The following is a 15,642-nucleotide window of genomic DNA, read 5'->3' on the forward strand; positions in this document are numbered from 1 at the left end:
GAAGTTAGTGAGCCACAACAGTCTCGAGGACGGCCGGTTCGCCGGCCACTTCGTTGATCTGCATCGCCGATCGGATCGTGCCGTCCTTCTCGAAGGTGACACGCCCGCCGACCAGATCGAACGCGCCGATCTCGCGTCGCTTCGTCAGGAGATTTTCGCCCGTGATCGGCAAGCCCGCCTTCTGCAAGGCCGAGGCCAGGGCCCCGTACAGCAGCACAGCATTGTAGTAGTTCGCGGCGTAGGCGGTCGGCGCCCGGCGGGTCCTGGCCTGGTACTCCCGCGTGAAGCGCCTGGTCACCGGATCGTCTGAATTCCAGTCGATGCGCTGCGTGGTGAAGAGCGCTCCCTTGGCTTCGGGAAGGCTGGCGATTGCGGGAATCGCAAAACCCGAGTAGCTGGCGAGCTGTTGCGTGACGCCGTTGTCACGCAATTGCTTGATGATCTGCGATTGCTGCGCGCCGAACGAGGCGATGTAGACGACGTCGGGCTTGGCATCGCGCACCCGGGCCGCCACCCCACTGAACTGCTGGGCATTCGACGGCACCGAAAGCGCCTCGGCCAATGTTGCGCCGAGCGAAGGCAGGCTGGATTCGAGCTCGCGCTTGATCGATTGGCCAAGCGGGTCGTCGACATAGACGAGGACGAACCGCTTCAATCCCCGCTTCTGCACCAGGTAGGGCGCCATTGCCCGCACCTCGAAATCGGCGAGCGGGATGACGTTCCAGAAATACTCGCCAAGCTCGGCAAGGTCGGGCCCGACTCCGCCGCCATTGACCGCAACCGTGCGGCTCCGCGTCGCTGTGGTCGAGATCGCCTTGGACACGCCGGTGAAAGCCGAGAGCACGTAGCTGACCTTCTCGACGTTCACGAGCTTGTTCATGGCGATCACGCCCTGCTGCGGGAGCGCCTGGCTGTCCTCGTAGGCGATCGACAGCTTTCCGCCGAGGGCTTTCGTGTCGTTGAGATGGGAGACCGCAAGCTCGGTCGCCCCCATGTAGAGATCGCCGTAATCGGCATTTGCGCCGCTCAGGGGGAAGATCGCCCCGATGCGAAGATCCTCGGCTGAGGCCCGCCCGGCGAGCGCAACCAGCATCGAAAATGCAAGAACCGCGACTTTCCGCAGAGGCCACATCGCAAACTCCCGATTTACGAAAACGATTTCGTAAACTAGTTCGCGGCAACCTGGCTTGTCAAGCGGCAGATGCCGGCTTTCAGATTTCGCCGGCTGCGACCATTTGGCTGCCGTGAGACGAGCGCAGAATCAGCTCGGGCGACCAGATTTCCTGCAATTCCTTGGCTGATCGGCCGTCCATAAGGGCCAGAAGCAGATCGACCATACGGCGCCCGGCCTCGAAGGTCGGCGCGGAGAACGTGGTCAGGGGCGGGTTCAAATAGGGCCCGAGCGGGTGGTTGTCACATCCGATCACTGGGATATCGACGCCCGGGCGCCTCCCCGTCTCCGTGATCGCCTGCATTGCGCCGGTGGCAATCAGGTCGTGACCGCACATGATCGCCGTCGGAGGATCGCTCAGCGCGAGGAGCTGGCGGGCGCCGTTCAGCCCGCCCTCCTCGCTGGTGCCGGTCTCGACCACGAGTTCAGCATCGAACGGCAACTTCGCGGCCTTCAAGGCTGCGCGATAGCCCTCCTGCAGCAGATGGCTGATCATGAGGTATCCCGGCGTACTCAATAGCCCGATCCGGCGATGCCCAAACCCTATGAAACGCGCCGTTCCGTTACGACCGGCGACCGTTCGGTCGATATCCACGAAGGGGAACGGCTTGCCGGTCTCGCTGCGGCCCAGCGCGACAAACGGCACGTTACGCTCCTGGAGATAACGGATCCGGGGGTCGTCGCGACGCGTGCGGCCGAACATCACGCCATCGACCCTCTGCCGCTCGACCAGGCGGCGGAAACTATCGAGCTCCGTCTCCAGCGTTCGAGCCGAGACAATAATGAGCTGAAACGGGGTCTGACTGAGATTCTGGTCGATCCCCATGAGCAGATCCAGGAAGAACGGATGCGCGAAATGGGTCTGCGGCGGCGACAGCACGAAGCCGATCGTCTCTGATGTTTGCGTGCGCAGCCGCCGCCCCGCCGGATCCGGCGAAAAGCCAAACTTTTCCGCCGCTTCCAGCACGCGCCGCTTCGTTGCGTCGCTCACGTCGCCGCGGTCATTGATGGCCTTGGAGACCGTCGACACGGCCAGCCCCAAATGCCGGGCGAGCTCTACGATGTTGATCCGCTGTTTCATTCCAGCCTCTTGCCGCCAACACTTGACACAGGAGTTCGCCGCCGTCTAGGTTACTTACGAAATCGTTTTCGGAGATTTCCATGATCGACCTTGCTTCGCATGAGATGACGATGCTCCGCCAGACGGTGCGGGGATTCGTCCGCGACCGCTTGGAGCCGCTCGAACAGCAGATCGAGACCGACGACAACGTCTCGCCAGACTTGCTGGCCAAGTTGCGCAGCGAGGCCGCGGGGCTCGGGATCTACGGCTTCAATCTTCCGGCCGAACTTGGCGGTTACGGCCTTCCGGTCGCAGCACAGGTCGGAATCCTGGAAGAGGTCACCCACACCTCCGTTCCACTCTCCGAGGTCGTCGGATTCCTGCCGCTCTCGCTGATCCACCTGAATGAAGAGCAGCGCGGCCGCATTCTTCCCGATCTCGTGTCCGGCCGCGTGACGATGACATACGCCCTCACCGAACCGGATGCCGGGTCGGATTTGGGCGCGATCCGGACCAAGGCAGTAAAGGTCGAAGGCGGCTGGCGCCTCGAGGGCGCAAAGCAGTTCATCTCCAACGTCGAGACCTGCGACTATGTGATCGTGCTGGCGGTCAGCGATCCCTCCGCCTCCCTCAAGGGGCGCCTGACCACCTTCATCGTCAAGCGCACCAATCCCGGGCTCGCCGGCATGACGCGCTACAGGAAAATGGGGTGGCGCGGCTATCACCTGAACGGCTTCTCGCTCGAGGACTGTTTCGTTCCGGATGCGGACGTTCTCGGCCGTCCCGGCGACGGCTTCCTGGTCATGATGGCCTCGATCAACCACGACAGAATCCTCTCTGCCTGCCGTTCGTTGGGATTGGCGCAGCGCGCGCATGACATGTCCGTCGCCTACGCGAAAGAGCGTCGAGCCTTCGGTTCGCAACTTGCGGGCCATCAAGCCATCCAGTTCATGATCGCGGACAATGACGTCGAGATCGAAGCAACACGGGCGCTGATCTATCGCGCCGCCGCGCTGTGCGACCAGGAAGATCCGTCCTCACGGATCGCTGTGTCCAGAGCCAAGCTGTATGCCAGCGAGATGGGATGCCGTGTGGTCGATCGCTGCCTCCAGATCTTCGGGGGCATGGGCTACATGTGCGAGCTCCCCATCGAGCGCTTCTATCGGGACGCCCGCGCGTTCCGGCTGGGCGAGGGCACGTCCGAGATGCAGCGAATTCAAATCGCTCGCCAGGCTCTTTCCAACTGACACGTAGGGGATGACGAATGAGTGGCGCGCCAAGGCCGTTTTTCGGGCTGCTCGATGACAATGTCGAAGCGCCGGCGATCTATCTTGGTGACTATGTCGCAACCCGCCGGGATCTGGCCGAGGCGTCGAACCGTGCGGCTGCCTTTCTAAGCGGCCTCGGCCTGACGCGTGGCGACGTGATCGCGCTCTGGCTTCCGGATGGCCCGACCTGGCTGCAATTCCTGTTTGCCGCCGCGCATCAGGGGATTCTCGTCGTTCCAATCAGCACGCGATACCGGCGCGCCGAAGCACTCCATGTCATCGCGTTGTCCCGCGCGAAAGCCGTTGTGGCAGCGACCAACTTCCTCGAAGTGGCCTTTGCGCAGATTGTGCGCGACTTTCAGAGCGAAGTACTCACGCTCGCACACGTCATTGAGATCGCAGACCCGACCCGATTCCATGCTGGCGCCGACGGTCGCGTGGAAGCTGCGGGCCGGCCACAGGATCTGCTGTGCACGTTCAGCACCTCCGGAACCACTGGTGCGCCGAAGCTCGCCGTTCACGACCAGCATAGCTGCCGCACCCACGCGCACGCCGTCGCTTCCGCATTCGACATCCATTCCGGCGACAAGACGCTGTGCGCATTGCCGCTCTATGGCGTGCTGGGATTTGTCCAGGCCATTGCGACGTTGGCGGGCGGCGGCGCCTGCGTCTTGCTTCCGGTCTTCAAGGCCGCCGAAGCCGCGTCGGCGATCGAGCGGCATGCGGCAACCCATGTGTTCGGCTCCGACGGGCTGCTGGATGCCGTCTTCAACGTGCCCGCGGCGAAGATCTCGACGCTGCGCGCCGGAGGCTTTGCCGATTTTGCAGGCCTGACCGACCGCGTGATGAGGACCGCCGAAGCCAAATGGGGGTTGCGCCTCGTTAGCGTCTACGGCTCGTCCGAAGGTTTTGCCCTGATGGCCGTGCGCTCGCCCTCCGAATCGATCGAGGCGAGGTCGCTACCTGGCGGCCGTTTGCTGTCCGACGAGATGGCTTTTCGCATCGTCGAGCCTGACACGGCGACGCCGGTGGCATCCGGCGCGACCGGCGAGTTGCAGATCCGCGGCTACAACGTGATGCCCTTCTATCTGAATAACGAGGCCGCAACCGCGCGGTCGTTCACCTCCGACGGCTGGTACCGAACCGGCGATTTCGCCTATGCCGACGAGGACGCTTTCGTTTTCCTGTCGCGCATCGGCGACGGCCTCCGCCTGCGCGGCTATCTGGTCGATCCCAGCGAGATCGAGACCTTTCTCTGCCGGCATCCGGACGTGTCCGCTGCACAGGTCGTCGGCGTTCGCCTCGAGGGCGAAGGCGACGTTGCGGTCGCCTTTATTCGCGCCGACCGCCAACTCGGCGAGACCGAGTTGCTCGCCTACTGCCGCGAAGGCATCGCCAATTACAAGGTCCCGCGTCGCATCGTTCAGGTCGACGCGTTTCCGGTCATCGACGGCCCGAACGGCACCAAGATCCGCAAGGCGGCGCTGAGGGAGCACGCCTCCCAGCTTCTCAGCTCTGCTCCCATCACCTGACGAGGTTGACATGAAACGCCACGAGATCAAATCCGACATCGCCTGGGCGACCCCCACACAAATCAAGGTCCACGGGCTCGATCTCTGCTCCGAGATCGTCGGTGTTGTCGATTTTGGGCAGATGGCCTTCCTTGAGATCTTCGCCCGTCTTCCAGACGCGAACGAAGCGCGCATGTTCAATGCCATGATGGTGATCCTGGTCGAGCATGGAATCACACCCTCCTCCCTCGCCACGCGCATGACCTATTGCGGGGCGCCGGAGGCAGTCCAGGCTTCGGTCGCCGCAGGATTGTTGGGGCTCGGCTCCGTTTTCGTTGGCTCGCTCGACAACGCAGCGAAGATGCTCCAGGAGGCCTTGCCCGACCCGCAGGCGCCCGTCGATCTGAAGCAGCTGGCGGCGGACATTGTCAACGCTCACAGAAGCCGGCGCGAGATCATCCCGGGCGTCGGCCACCCCTTCCACAAGCCGATCGATCCGCGCACACCCGCCCTGTTCAAGGTCGCGCGCGAAACCGGCTTTGCGGGCCGCTACGTCAAGTTGATGGAGAACATCGGCGCAGAGGCAAGCCGGCAATACGGCCGACCGCTTCCCCTCAACGTCACCGGCGCGATGGCAGCCATCGCCTCGGAGTTCAAGCTGCCCTGGAAGATGTGCCGCGGCCTCGCCGTGGCAGCCCGCGCAGTCGGGCTCGTCGGGCACATCATCGAGGAAATGCGTCAGCCGATGGCCGAGGAGATCTACTACCGGATCGAGCACGAGGCCACTGAACACTCCCGCCCGCGCGAGTGAGGGAGCGTCTGATGAACCAGGTTCCGGTTTCGCGCCCCCCTTCAACGCCACCGCTCGCGCCGGAACAGTTCCGGTTCTGGAGTCTGGAAAAGCTGCGCAACGCAGACACGGATCAATTCCGGCACGTCAACAACGCAGCAATCGCAAGCTTCCTGGAAAGCGGCCGCATGGAACTGTTCGCGGCTCCCGCGATCAGCCGCCTCATGGACGGGCTCAACGTCGTGGTCGGACGGCTGAGCATCGAATTCCATACCGAGGTTTTCTATCCCGGTGAGGTCAACATCGGTTCGATGGTCACCCATATCGGCCGCTCGTCTTTCGAGGTCCTGCAAGGCGTCTTCCGAGACGGGACATGCGTGGCCTCCGCTACGGCGTCGTGCGTGCTGCTTCAGGCGGGTAAGCCGCATGCCGTTCCGGACGAGATCCGGCGGCACCTGCTGGGCGATCCCTCCAGTTCAGCGGGGACTTGACCATGCCCGTGCTTTACAGCCGTAGCGGCGATATCGCCGTTCTCACCCTGAACGAGCCGCAGCGACGCAATGCCCTCTCCAGGGCTTCGGTCGCGATGCTGTTCAAGCTGATTGAGCGGTCTCGCGCCGAGAAGGCGCGAGCCATCGTGATCGCTGCGAATGGCCCTGTGTTCTGCGCCGGCGCCAACATCGACGATCTGAAGGCCGGATGGATGAGCGGAACTCCCGATCCGACAGACCCTGCCCTTCTGTTTCGCGCCTTGGCCGAGGAAACGCGTCCGACCATCGCAGCGGTACAAGGCGGCGCTCTCGGCGGCGGATTCGAGCTGACGCTCTGCTGTGATCTCGTCGTGACGGGAACGGAGAGCTATTTCGCTCTGCCGGAATTGGGCCACGGCGTCATCCCCAACACCGCGCTGGCGCGCCTCCACCGCGTGGTGGGCACGAGGCGTGCAGCCGAACTGATACTGACGCGCCGCCGGTTGAGTGCGGCTCAGGCCGTCGACTGGGGATTGGCCAATCGCGCGGTCCCGACCGCCGACGTGCTTTCAAGCGCGATCGATCTCGCGCTCGGCATCGTGCAGTCGGCGCCACCCGGCGCCATCGCTGCCGCAAAACGTAACCTCGCCCATCACGGCGAGACGGATTGGGCGCGCGTGCTGTCTTCGCCCGAAGACGTTCCGCGGGCCGAGTGGCGCGAGGGACTGCGATCCTTCGATGAGCGGCGCAAGCCCAGCTACGATCAATTCTGGCAGGACATGTGAACCGTGGAGTCCATGGCAACCCGTGCTGCGTCGCAGGACATCCACTTCTACGAGCCGTCGAAGGGACACGGGCTGAAGCACGACCCGTTCAACGCCATCGTGGCGCCGCGGCCGATTGGCTGGATTTCCTCGCATGACGCAAAGGGCAACGTCAACCTCGCGCCGTACAGCTTCTTCAACGCCTTTTGCTACACCCCGGCGCTCGTTGGCTTCTCCTCGACCGGCTGGAAGGACACCGTCGCGAACGTCCAGGATACCGGCGAGTTCTGCTGGAATCTCGCAACCATGAACCTGGCACGGCGGATGAACGCGACGGCCGTGCATGTCGGCCGTGAGATCGACGAGTTCGCGATTGCCGGACTGACGCAAGCGCCTAGCAGGTTCGTCAGCGTGCCGCGCGTGGCGGAAAGCCCCGTGTCGTTCGAGTGCAGGGTCACCGACATCATCCAGCTCAAGGGGACGACGGGCGAGCCGGCCAAGGCCTGGCTGACGCTCGGCGAAGTCGTCGCTGTCCACATCGACAAGGCCTTCATCAGGGACGGCGTCTATCTCACTGAGCTCGCGCGCCCGATCGCGCGCGCCGGCCGCCGCGGCGACTATTTCGAGATGACCGCTGACACCATGTTCGAGATGGTCCGGCCAGACTAGCGGCCGCCACAGGATTTGCTCTCACCATCAGCCCGCCCGGTTGTCTATCCGGCGCGATCATCCGGAGTTTGATATGCCTACCTCCGCTCCCTTGTCCGATGCGCGATCGTTTCCCGTCGCCGGCCCAGACGCACGCCCGGCGCTGGTGCTGCCGCCCGCGCCTGACAGCCTCGCTCCCTTCGAGGTCCACATTCCGCAAGGCGCCATCGACGATCTGCGGTTGCGGCTCAGCCTCATCAGGTGGCCCGATCGCGAGACCGTGCGCGACTGGTCGCAAGGTGTGCCGCTGGCTGCCGCAAAGTCGCTCATCGATTACTGGCTGCATGACTACGACTGGCGAAAGTTCGAGACGCGCCTCAATCGCTTTCCGCAGTTCCGCACGCGCATCGACGGCATCGGCATCCATTTCATTCATGCCTACTCGCCGCATCCGCAGGCCCTTCCCATCGTCCTCACCCATGGATGGCCGGGCTCGGTGGTGGAGTTTCTCGACGTCATCGACCGCCTGACCGACCCGACACAATTCGGCGGACGCGCCGAGGATGCGTTCCACGTGGTCGTGCCGTCGATCCCCGGCTACGGCTTCTCCGACAAACCCACCGAGCCGGGTTGGAATCCGGGACGCATCGCGCGAACCTGGGCGGTGCTGATGCACGAGCGGCTCGGATACCAGCGCTGGGTCGCGCAGGGAGGAGACTGGGGCTCGGCGATCACCCACGCCATGGCCAGCCAGCGCCCGCCGGGTCTACTTGCCGCCCATGTCAACCTGCCGCTGGTCGTGCCGAAGTCGGCACCGGTGCGGCCTACCAAGGAAGAACAGCAGGCGCTGGACAACATCGAGCACTATCTCAACCAAATGGCCGGCTACGCCGACCAGATGAATACGCGGCCGCAGACAATCGGCTATGCGCTGAACGATTCGCCGCTGGCGCTTGCGATGTGGATGTACGAGAAATTCTGGGAATGGACGGACAATCGAGGCCTCCCCGAGGACGCCCTGACCCGAGATCAGATGCTCGACGACATCTCCCTGTACTGGTTCACTGGCACCGGTACATCGAGCGCGCGTCTCTACTGGGAGGGCGTCGGAAGCACGATCCGGGAGAATAGCTTCTTCTCGAACTCGCGTGCGTCGTCCGACCCGATCGATCTCCCGATGGGAGCGACCATCTTTCCGGGCGAAACCTTCCTTGCTCCGCGCTCCTGGGCGGAAGCTGCTTGGTCCAAGCTGTTCTATTGGAACGAGGTTGACAAGGGAGGACACTTTGCCGCGTTCGAGCAGCCCGAGATTTTCTCGCGGGAAATGTGGCGGGCCTTCACAACGTTCCGAGGCTGAGCCGCGGATCGACAAAACCACCTTCGAAGCCGACCCGCTGCGCGGACCATCTGCTCGGCTCCCCGCCGGCTGGGCCCGTGCTGATGTGCGAATACCCTTCACGGTCTCAGTCAGCGCCCCTCCAGCGCAAGATCAACGTTCGGGTGACAGTTCGACGGCTTCGATAGCACTGGCCGAGGCAGCCTACCGCGCGCGGGTCCAAGCGCGCAGAATTTATCGAGTCCCCTGCCGCGGCATCTTCTCCCTCGTCCTACTTTCCCGTGACGATTAGCTGTCAAAGAGCTATCCTTTGCAGGAATCCTCGGTCGGCGTCATCGCCGCCCAATAGATTGAAACTGCGGCTTCCACGAGCGAATTCGATGCGCACGTCGCCCGCCTTTGAAACGGATCCGGGCTTTGCCCGAATGAATGTGCCGGACGTCCGGATCAACTACGATCCGATCGATCCGGACCAGTTCGACCGGCCTATTGTCGCCATGTCCATCGAGACAGGTCAGGGGAACGAGGAGCTGCCGCTCCATTCGCACAAGAAGGGCCAGTTGGTGGTGGCCTCTCATGGATCGGTCATGTGCCGCGCACCGGGAGGACTATGGATCGTTCCACCGCAGGGAGCCGTATGGATACCCGCCGGTGTCCTGCACAGCAACTGCATGTCAGAGGCGAAAACGGTCTACGTCGTCTTCATCGATCCGCAGGCGAGTGCGCTTCCGACCACTTGCTGCACTTTCACGATATCGTCGCTGGTCCGCGAGCTGATCCATCGATTGTCGGTATTCCCACCGCTGTATCCGATCGATGGGCCGACAAGCCGACTGGGGCGCGTCCTGCTCGACGAACTGGTGCAGATGTCGACCGAACAGATGTACCTGCCGATCTCCGCCGATAGCCGGTTGCAGCATCTGGCCACATCTTTGCTCAATGATCCGGCCGATCGGAGCACGGTCGACGAACTGGCCGCCCGATATGCCATGAGCGAGCGCACATTCGCCCGCCTGGTCTTGAAGGAGACCGGAATGACATTCGGGCGCTGGCGACAGCGCCTGCACATCCTGGTCGCGCTGCAGCGGCTGTCGGCCGGATCTTCGGTCCAGGCGGTCTCGCTCGATCTCGGCTATGAAACGCCGAGTGCCTTCATCACCATGTTCAGGAAGACGATGGGCAAGAGCCCTCGCCGTTTCCTTGCCGAGCGGTCGGGCTTCGTCAGTCGCGAGCCGGTCGAATAGGCAGCAAGTTGCGGCTTCGTCTCCTGAAGCCGCGGCCGGCGATGCTCTATCTCGAATTGAACGGCACCAGCGGGTACTGAAGGGTGGCCTCGGCCACGACTTGCGGCGCCACAACGCGCGGCCTACCGTTCTGCCCCTGCAGCAGAGTCACGTTGCCTCCCATGTTCTGACCGCTGGCATCGAACTTGATCCTGCCGCTGGACATCAGGATCGGCGTCATATCGGTTGCCTTGAGCGCGGCATGGATGGCAACCGATTCGGAAGAGCCGGCGCGGTTCACGGCATCCGCAACGATCTGCACGGCTTCGAACGCGCATCCCGAATTTGCGTCAAGCCAGTCGTTTGGATAGTCGGACGCAAACTGCTTGAGGATCGCTGCGGCGTCGGGAGCCTTCGGGTTGTACCACAGCGTCGACAGTATCGCACCGTCACCGTATTTGCCCAATGCGTCGTAGTAGGCCTTGTCCTGCACGCCATTGGAGTTCGGCGAGAAGATCAGTTTGGGGTTCCATCCTTGCTTGACGCATTCCCGGATGATCATGATGGCATCGTTGACGCGCGTCACCGATACCAGCGCATCGGCGCCCGAGGCTTTCGCCTTTGCCACCTCGACCGAGAGATCCCTCGCCTTCTCGTCGTACGGGATGTACTGGGCAATCTTCAGAGGGACATCGACCTCCTTCCAGGCCTGATCGATGCTGGCCGCGGTCGATTGCCCCATCGTGTTGTTGAGATGCATGATGGCCGCACTCGTCGGCACATCCTGGAGCGACGACAACAGCGACTTCAATTCGATCAGCGACTTCCTGACGACCGTCAGCGAGGTCGGATAGTAGCGAAAGACCTGGGTGAAGCCCTGCGACGTCACCTGGGTCGCGCTCGCGATATGCACCACCATCGGGACTTTCGCGGCTTCCGCGGCCTGCAGCGCCGAAATGGTGGCGCCGGAGTCCCAGGCCCCGATGAGCACCGTGCAGCCTTGCCGGATCAGGTTCTCGGCGGCAATTCGCCCGTTCTCCGGCCTGCTCTGTGTATCGGCATGGATGATCTCCATGTCTACTCCGAACTTCTCCTTGGCGAACTTCGCACCGGCGTCGATCCCGCGCACGCAGGCCTGGCCGGGAAATGCCAGGACGCCGCTGCTCGGATTGATCGCGCCGACTCGTACCTTGCCGGGAGTGTTTGCCTTCGCCGGCCACGATAGCAGCCCGGCGGCGGCGCCAACGCTGCTGCCGAGCAGTGCACGGCGCGTCAAACCAGTTTCATTGCGACTCATCATGTGACGTTCCCCCTCAGTCAGCTGCATTAATCTTGAGACGATCCAATTGAACATCCCGATGACTGGCGACGCACGCGGCGCGCGACTCTCGCGGCAGATGCGCCGTTCAAATCACTCCTTCACCTCGGCCTTGACCAGATCGTCTTCACTGTCGTCATAAAGCGAATCGACCAATGACCGATATCTCTCGATGATCTGCTTACGGCGCTTCTTTCTGGTCGGAGTCATCACGCCATTCTCGGGAGAGAGTTCCTCCGGCAATATCCGGAAGGCCTTGATCTGCTCGGCCCTGGCCAATCTGCTGTTTGCCTTGCCGATCTCGGCTTCGATCATCCGAACAACTATCTCGGAATTCGCCAGATCCCCGTATTGCGCGATCTGAAGGTCGCGCGATCGCGCCCACTCCATCGTCGCGACCGCGTCAACTTCGATCAACGCGGTGAGATATTTCTTTCCTTCTCCGATCACCGCGGCCTCGGAAATGAACGGACTGTGCCGGACTTCATTCTCGATCTGCGTCGGGCTGATGGATTTTCCGTTGGACGTGTTGATGATCTCCTTTTTCCGATCGACCAGCTTGAACAAGCCTGTCGGGCCGATATCCACGATGTCTCCGGTGTAAAGCCAGCCTTCGCGCAGCGCCGACTTGGTTTCCTCCGGCTTGTTCCAGTAGCCAATGAAGAGCCCCGGCCCCCGGACAATCATCTCCCCGTCTTCGAGAACCGCCGTCTCCCAAGCCGCATCATGCACGGGCACGCCAACGGTGCCGGCTTCCGGCCATTCCGCCATCTGGACAAGATTGGCGCCGACCAGCTCCGTCTGGCCGTAACATTCCTTCAGCTGCAGGCCCCATAGTTGCCACAAAGACATCAGCTCGGATGGCATCGCAGCCGAGGATGTGTAGGTGATCGCGAGTTCCTCGAATCCAACCTCGGCAAGCAGCGGACGGAAGATCTGGTCCTGGCACACCGCAAAGAGGGCCGATATCAAGGGATCCGGCGTGCCGCCGGCCTGGCGGTCGTCGAGCGCCTTGCGCGCGATCGTCATTGCAAACTGATAGGCCTGCTTCTGCTTCGCCGATGCGGAATGGACCTTGCTGAGGATCTGGGTTGCAAACCGCTGATAGAAGCGGGGCGGCGCGGTGAAATATGTCGGCTTCACGTCCTTGATGGTCTGGGCGAATTCCATGCTGGTCTCGCCGAAATGCGGCACCATCCGGACCAGCAACGGCAAGGTCGTTGCCTGCGCGCGCGCGACCGTATGCGACATCGGCAGATGCACCACGACGCGGTGCGTGTCGGACCGCATCCGCGGGGTGAACGTCGTCACGCTGTGCGCACCGGCGAGCAACGACAGATGAGTCAGCATCGCGCCCTTGGGAAAGCCGGTGGTACCGGATGTGTATCCGATGCTGACCAGGTCGCTCGCCGTGGCTTGCCCGGCCTGCTTGCGAAGGAATCCATCGGCGTCGACCGAAATCCCTTCGCAAAAGGTCCGGAGCGAGACGACGTTTGCCGCCACATCGGCCCCGTTCCATTCCGGATCGAGCACGATGATCTTCCGCGCCTTCTCGGCCTGGCCCGACGCCAGGACGATGCCGAGCTGAAGCTCACTGCCGACAAAGACGAAGGAGGCGCTGGAATCGCTGAGATAGTAGCCGACCTCCTCCGGCGACGAGGTGAAGTACACGCCGACCATGACACCGCCGGCGCAGATCGTCGCCATGTCGGCGAGCAGCCACTCCTGGGACACATCGCCCATGATGGCTGCACGGTCACCGTGCGCGAACCCGGACTTCTGCAGGGCGGCCGCCAGATTGGCCACCTGATCCGAATACTGCCGCCAGGTCACGGCGATCCATTCGCCGCGACGCTTCTGCTTGTAGGCGACCGCCTCGGGCCGCTCCGCCCTTCGCGCGCTCAGAAGCTGCGGAATGGTCACGTCGACGAGTTGAGCCCCCGACGTGATGGATTCGACGTCCATCTCAGCGCTCCGCGAAGCGCTTTCGCTTTTCAGCGAAGGCGGCGACAGCCTCGCGGCGCTCGGGCAGCGCGAAGGTCAGCATCTCCAGCGCGGCCGAAGTGTCAAGCACCAGATGCGCGTACTGCTTGATGATCTTGTTGACGCTGTACTTCGTCCAGATGATCGACTCGCGAGGGCCGCTTGCAAGCATCTCGGCGTACTCGATCGCGGCGTCCTTGACGTCCCTGTTCGAGACGACCTCGTTGATCATGCCCATGGCGGCGGCCTTCTCGGCGGAGATGAACTCCCCCGTCATCAGGTAGTGCTTCGCGCGCACCGGCCCCATCAGCAGCGGCCAGATCACCGCGCCGCCGTCACCCGCAACCACGCCGGCCGTCACATGCGTATCGGCAAATCGCGCCGTCGGATTTGCGAAGATGACGTCGCAGAACAGCGCAAGCGTCGCCCCGAGGCCGACGGCAACGCCGTTGACCGCCGCCACGATCGGCACCTCGACCTCGAGCATATTGCGCACCAAATGCCGCCCGCTCCTGGTCGGCGACGGCAGCGGGCCCTTGTCGAGCGACTTCTGATCGCCGCCGGAGCAGAAGCCACGGCCCGCGCCGGTCAGCACGATCGCGCGAACGTCCTTGTCGTGATCGAGTTCGACGAAAATCCGCTCCAGCTCCTCGTGCATGTCCCAATTGATGGCGTTCAGGATCTCCGGCCGGTTCATCGTGACTACGGCAACGCCGCTGGAGCGCTTCTCGACGATCAGATACTTGTAGCTGTGCTGTAACATCGGTTTCTCCGTCCTGCTTTCCTTGAGTTTATTTCTGCGGCCGCATCGCCCGAATCTTGTCGAGGATTTCTTCGGTGGGTCGCACGACATTGTTCTTGTCATTGAAGTGCGGGATCACGTAGCGGCCGCACATTTCGATCGCTTCCATGATCTTCTCATGGTTCACCGAATCGAGATGAAGCAGGACTTCATCGATACCCAATGCCTCGAACTTCTCGAGCTGACGGATGACGGTGTCCGGACTCCCGCAAACGGTGGTCGCCGATTCGTTGAGCAGATAGTCCCAATCCTTTCCGGCACGTTGTGCCGCCGGCTGGCTCTCGCTCATGTAGGCGTAGTCACCGGAGAGCTTCGCCAGGCGGGGATAAGCGTCGGTCGCTATCCGGGCGTAGTGCATCAGAGGTTCGGCGTAGTCTTCCTTCGCCTTCTGGTCCGTGGGACCGATGCCAAAGAACAGCGGAAGGCCGATGCGAGAGCGATCGAGCGGACCAAGCTCGTCACGCTTCCAGGCTCGACGGTAGGTGTTGATCAGCTTGGCCTGATAGTCCCACCCTTGGTAGATGTTGCTGCTCAGCACAGCGAACCCTTCGGAGCCGGCCCAGCCATGGCTCCGTTCACTCGTGGCAGCGATGCCGATCACTGGATGGGGCTTCTGAAGCGGCTTCGGGACCAGCATTCGCGGCGGAACCTGGTAATACTTGCCTTCGAAGGTGAAGATATCCTCGCGCATCGATTTCTTGAGGAGCGCGAGCCCTTCTTCCATTTGCGGGAGCGTTTCATTCGGGTCGACGTTGAAGGCGCGCATCGCGATGGTCGTGTTGGCACGACCGGCGTAGAACTCCATGCGGCCATGCGACAGAATATCGGTGACGGCCAGCCGTTCCGCCGAGCGCAAGGCGTGATTGATCTTCTGCGGCATCAGGGTGACTGCGGATCGCAGCTTCACGCGTGATGTCACCGCGGCAAGGTAACCGTAGACTACCTCAGGGGCCGAGCTCGAGATGCCGCCGAGCGCGACGTGCTGCTCGGACAGCGCGACGCAGTCGAACCCCATCTTTTCCGCGAGGCGGACCTCGTCTACCAGTTCATGGAGCCGGCGCGCGTAGCTCTGCCCGACCTGGGTCTCCTGCTCCGACCAGAACCCGAACGAAAGTGCCATCTTCCAAAATCCTCTGGGAATTCGTGATGGCAGAGAGTTTCACAGAGGCAGCAACATTTTCGTCTGAATGTTCGTCGGGGCTGCGTAACTTTCCAAATTTTGTGCTGTCGGCGGGTGGATCAACTCTTGTCCCGGCCAACGCCGCAGCTTGCGGCTTCCCGCGGTAGAGGCGTCGCCG

Annotated in this window: 14 protein-coding genes; 8 read left to right on the forward strand and 6 right to left on the reverse strand. The window is 62.7% G+C overall.

The genetic code is table 11. The annotated features are described in order from the left end of the window. Positions 1-4: 4 nt before the first annotated feature. Together BRSPCE3_RS30625 and BRSPCE3_RS30630 are read right to left on the reverse strand one after the other, a co-directional pair. Entirely contained in the window at positions 5-1,132 is a 1,128-nt protein-coding gene (locus BRSPCE3_RS30625) for an ABC transporter substrate-binding protein (protein WP_244070064.1), read from the reverse strand. 79 nt (positions 1,133-1,211) lie between these two features. Further along, the gene (locus tag BRSPCE3_RS30630) at positions 1,212-2,252 is read right to left on the reverse strand and encodes a LacI family DNA-binding transcriptional regulator (protein WP_210185697.1); all 1,041 of its coding nucleotides are present in this window, start codon (positions 2,250-2,252) and stop codon (positions 1,212-1,214) included. A gap of 80 nt (positions 2,253-2,332) precedes the next feature. Between BRSPCE3_RS30630 and BRSPCE3_RS30635 the strand changes: the two genes are divergently transcribed. The 8 genes from BRSPCE3_RS30635 to BRSPCE3_RS30670 all read left to right on the forward strand — a co-directional run bounded on the left by BRSPCE3_RS30635 (position 2,333) and on the right by BRSPCE3_RS30670 (position 10,262). Beyond that, entirely contained in the window at positions 2,333-3,478 is a 1,146-nt protein-coding gene (locus BRSPCE3_RS30635; RefSeq protein ID WP_244070065.1) for an acyl-CoA dehydrogenase family protein, read from the forward strand. A 17-nt stretch (positions 3,479-3,495) separates the two neighbouring features. Next, on the forward strand, positions 3,496-5,031 hold the full coding sequence (locus BRSPCE3_RS30640; protein ID WP_244070066.1) for an AMP-binding protein: 1,536 nt from the start codon (positions 3,496-3,498) through the stop codon (positions 5,029-5,031). Between the two features lie 10 nt (positions 5,032-5,041). Then, positions 5,042-5,821: a citryl-CoA lyase gene (locus tag BRSPCE3_RS30645; RefSeq protein WP_244070067.1), complete on the forward strand. Its 780-nt coding sequence runs from the start codon at positions 5,042-5,044 to the stop codon at positions 5,819-5,821. Between the two features lie 11 nt (positions 5,822-5,832). Continuing rightward, complete coding sequence (locus tag BRSPCE3_RS30650) at positions 5,833-6,291, forward strand: thioesterase family protein (protein WP_244070068.1); 459 nt, start codon at positions 5,833-5,835, stop codon at positions 6,289-6,291. Positions 6,292-6,293: 2 nt separating this feature from the next. Next, a complete protein-coding gene (locus BRSPCE3_RS30655; protein ID WP_244070069.1) occupies positions 6,294-7,055 on the forward strand; it encodes an enoyl-CoA hydratase/isomerase family protein in 762 nt (253 codons plus the stop codon). Positions 7,056-7,067: 12 nt separating this feature from the next. After that, positions 7,068-7,703: a flavin reductase family protein gene (locus BRSPCE3_RS30660; RefSeq protein WP_244070070.1), complete on the forward strand. Its 636-nt coding sequence runs from the start codon at positions 7,068-7,070 to the stop codon at positions 7,701-7,703. A gap of 73 nt (positions 7,704-7,776) precedes the next feature. After that, positions 7,777-9,039, forward strand: coding sequence for an epoxide hydrolase family protein (locus tag BRSPCE3_RS30665; protein ID WP_244070071.1), 1,263 nt, complete (start codon positions 7,777-7,779; stop codon positions 9,037-9,039). Between the two features lie 359 nt (positions 9,040-9,398). Further along, entirely contained in the window at positions 9,399-10,262 is an 864-nt protein-coding gene (locus BRSPCE3_RS30670; protein ID WP_244070072.1) for a helix-turn-helix domain-containing protein, read from the forward strand. A 46-nt stretch (positions 10,263-10,308) separates the two neighbouring features. Here BRSPCE3_RS30670 and BRSPCE3_RS30675 read toward each other — a convergent pair whose 3' ends face one another. The 4 genes from BRSPCE3_RS30675 to BRSPCE3_RS30690 all read right to left on the reverse strand — a co-directional run bounded on the left by BRSPCE3_RS30675 (position 10,309) and on the right by BRSPCE3_RS30690 (position 15,464). After that, complete coding sequence (locus BRSPCE3_RS30675) at positions 10,309-11,517, reverse strand: ABC transporter substrate-binding protein (protein ID WP_244070073.1); 1,209 nt, start codon at positions 11,515-11,517, stop codon at positions 10,309-10,311. Between the two features lie 135 nt (positions 11,518-11,652). Then, entirely contained in the window at positions 11,653-13,524 is a 1,872-nt protein-coding gene (locus BRSPCE3_RS30680; protein ID WP_244070074.1) for a long-chain fatty acid--CoA ligase, read from the reverse strand. 1 nt (position 13,525) lies between these two features. After that, on the reverse strand, positions 13,526-14,305 hold the full coding sequence (locus tag BRSPCE3_RS30685; RefSeq protein WP_244070075.1) for an enoyl-CoA hydratase/isomerase family protein: 780 nt from the start codon (positions 14,303-14,305) through the stop codon (positions 13,526-13,528). A 28-nt stretch (positions 14,306-14,333) separates the two neighbouring features. After that, complete coding sequence (locus BRSPCE3_RS30690) at positions 14,334-15,464, reverse strand: LLM class flavin-dependent oxidoreductase (RefSeq protein WP_244070076.1); 1,131 nt, start codon at positions 15,462-15,464, stop codon at positions 14,334-14,336. Positions 15,465-15,642: the final 178 nt, after the last annotated feature.

The sequence above is a fragment of the Bradyrhizobium sp. Ce-3 genome, from assembly GCF_022835695.1.
GTDB lineage: Bacteria > Pseudomonadota > Alphaproteobacteria > Rhizobiales > Xanthobacteraceae > Bradyrhizobium.

What these genes read in the sequence shown, in the direction of transcription:
- BRSPCE3_RS30625 (WP_244070064.1), bottom strand. Translation starts at nt 1,132, where the DNA reads ATGTGGCCTCTGCGGAAAGTCGCGGTTCTTGCATTTTCGATGCTGGTT.
- BRSPCE3_RS30630 (WP_210185697.1), bottom strand. Translation starts at nt 2,252, where the DNA reads ATGAAACAGCGGATCAACATCGTAGAGCTCGCCCGGCATTTGGGGCTG.
- BRSPCE3_RS30635 (WP_244070065.1), top strand. Translation starts at nt 2,333, where the DNA reads ATGATCGACCTTGCTTCGCATGAGATGACGATGCTCCGCCAGACGGTG.
- BRSPCE3_RS30640 (WP_244070066.1), top strand. Translation starts at nt 3,496, where the DNA reads ATGAGTGGCGCGCCAAGGCCGTTTTTCGGGCTGCTCGATGACAATGTC.
- BRSPCE3_RS30645 (WP_244070067.1), top strand. Translation starts at nt 5,042, where the DNA reads ATGAAACGCCACGAGATCAAATCCGACATCGCCTGGGCGACCCCCACA.
- BRSPCE3_RS30650 (WP_244070068.1), top strand. Translation starts at nt 5,833, where the DNA reads ATGAACCAGGTTCCGGTTTCGCGCCCCCCTTCAACGCCACCGCTCGCG.
- BRSPCE3_RS30655 (WP_244070069.1), top strand. Translation starts at nt 6,294, where the DNA reads ATGCCCGTGCTTTACAGCCGTAGCGGCGATATCGCCGTTCTCACCCTG.
- BRSPCE3_RS30660 (WP_244070070.1), top strand. Translation starts at nt 7,068, where the DNA reads ATGGCAACCCGTGCTGCGTCGCAGGACATCCACTTCTACGAGCCGTCG.
- BRSPCE3_RS30665 (WP_244070071.1), top strand. Translation starts at nt 7,777, where the DNA reads ATGCCTACCTCCGCTCCCTTGTCCGATGCGCGATCGTTTCCCGTCGCC.
- BRSPCE3_RS30670 (WP_244070072.1), top strand. Translation starts at nt 9,399, where the DNA reads ATGCGCACGTCGCCCGCCTTTGAAACGGATCCGGGCTTTGCCCGAATG.
- BRSPCE3_RS30680 (WP_244070074.1), bottom strand. Translation starts at nt 13,524, where the DNA reads ATGGACGTCGAATCCATCACGTCGGGGGCTCAACTCGTCGACGTGACC.
- BRSPCE3_RS30685 (WP_244070075.1), bottom strand. Translation starts at nt 14,305, where the DNA reads ATGTTACAGCACAGCTACAAGTATCTGATCGTCGAGAAGCGCTCCAGC.
- BRSPCE3_RS30690 (WP_244070076.1), bottom strand. Translation starts at nt 15,464, where the DNA reads ATGGCACTTTCGTTCGGGTTCTGGTCGGAGCAGGAGACCCAGGTCGGG.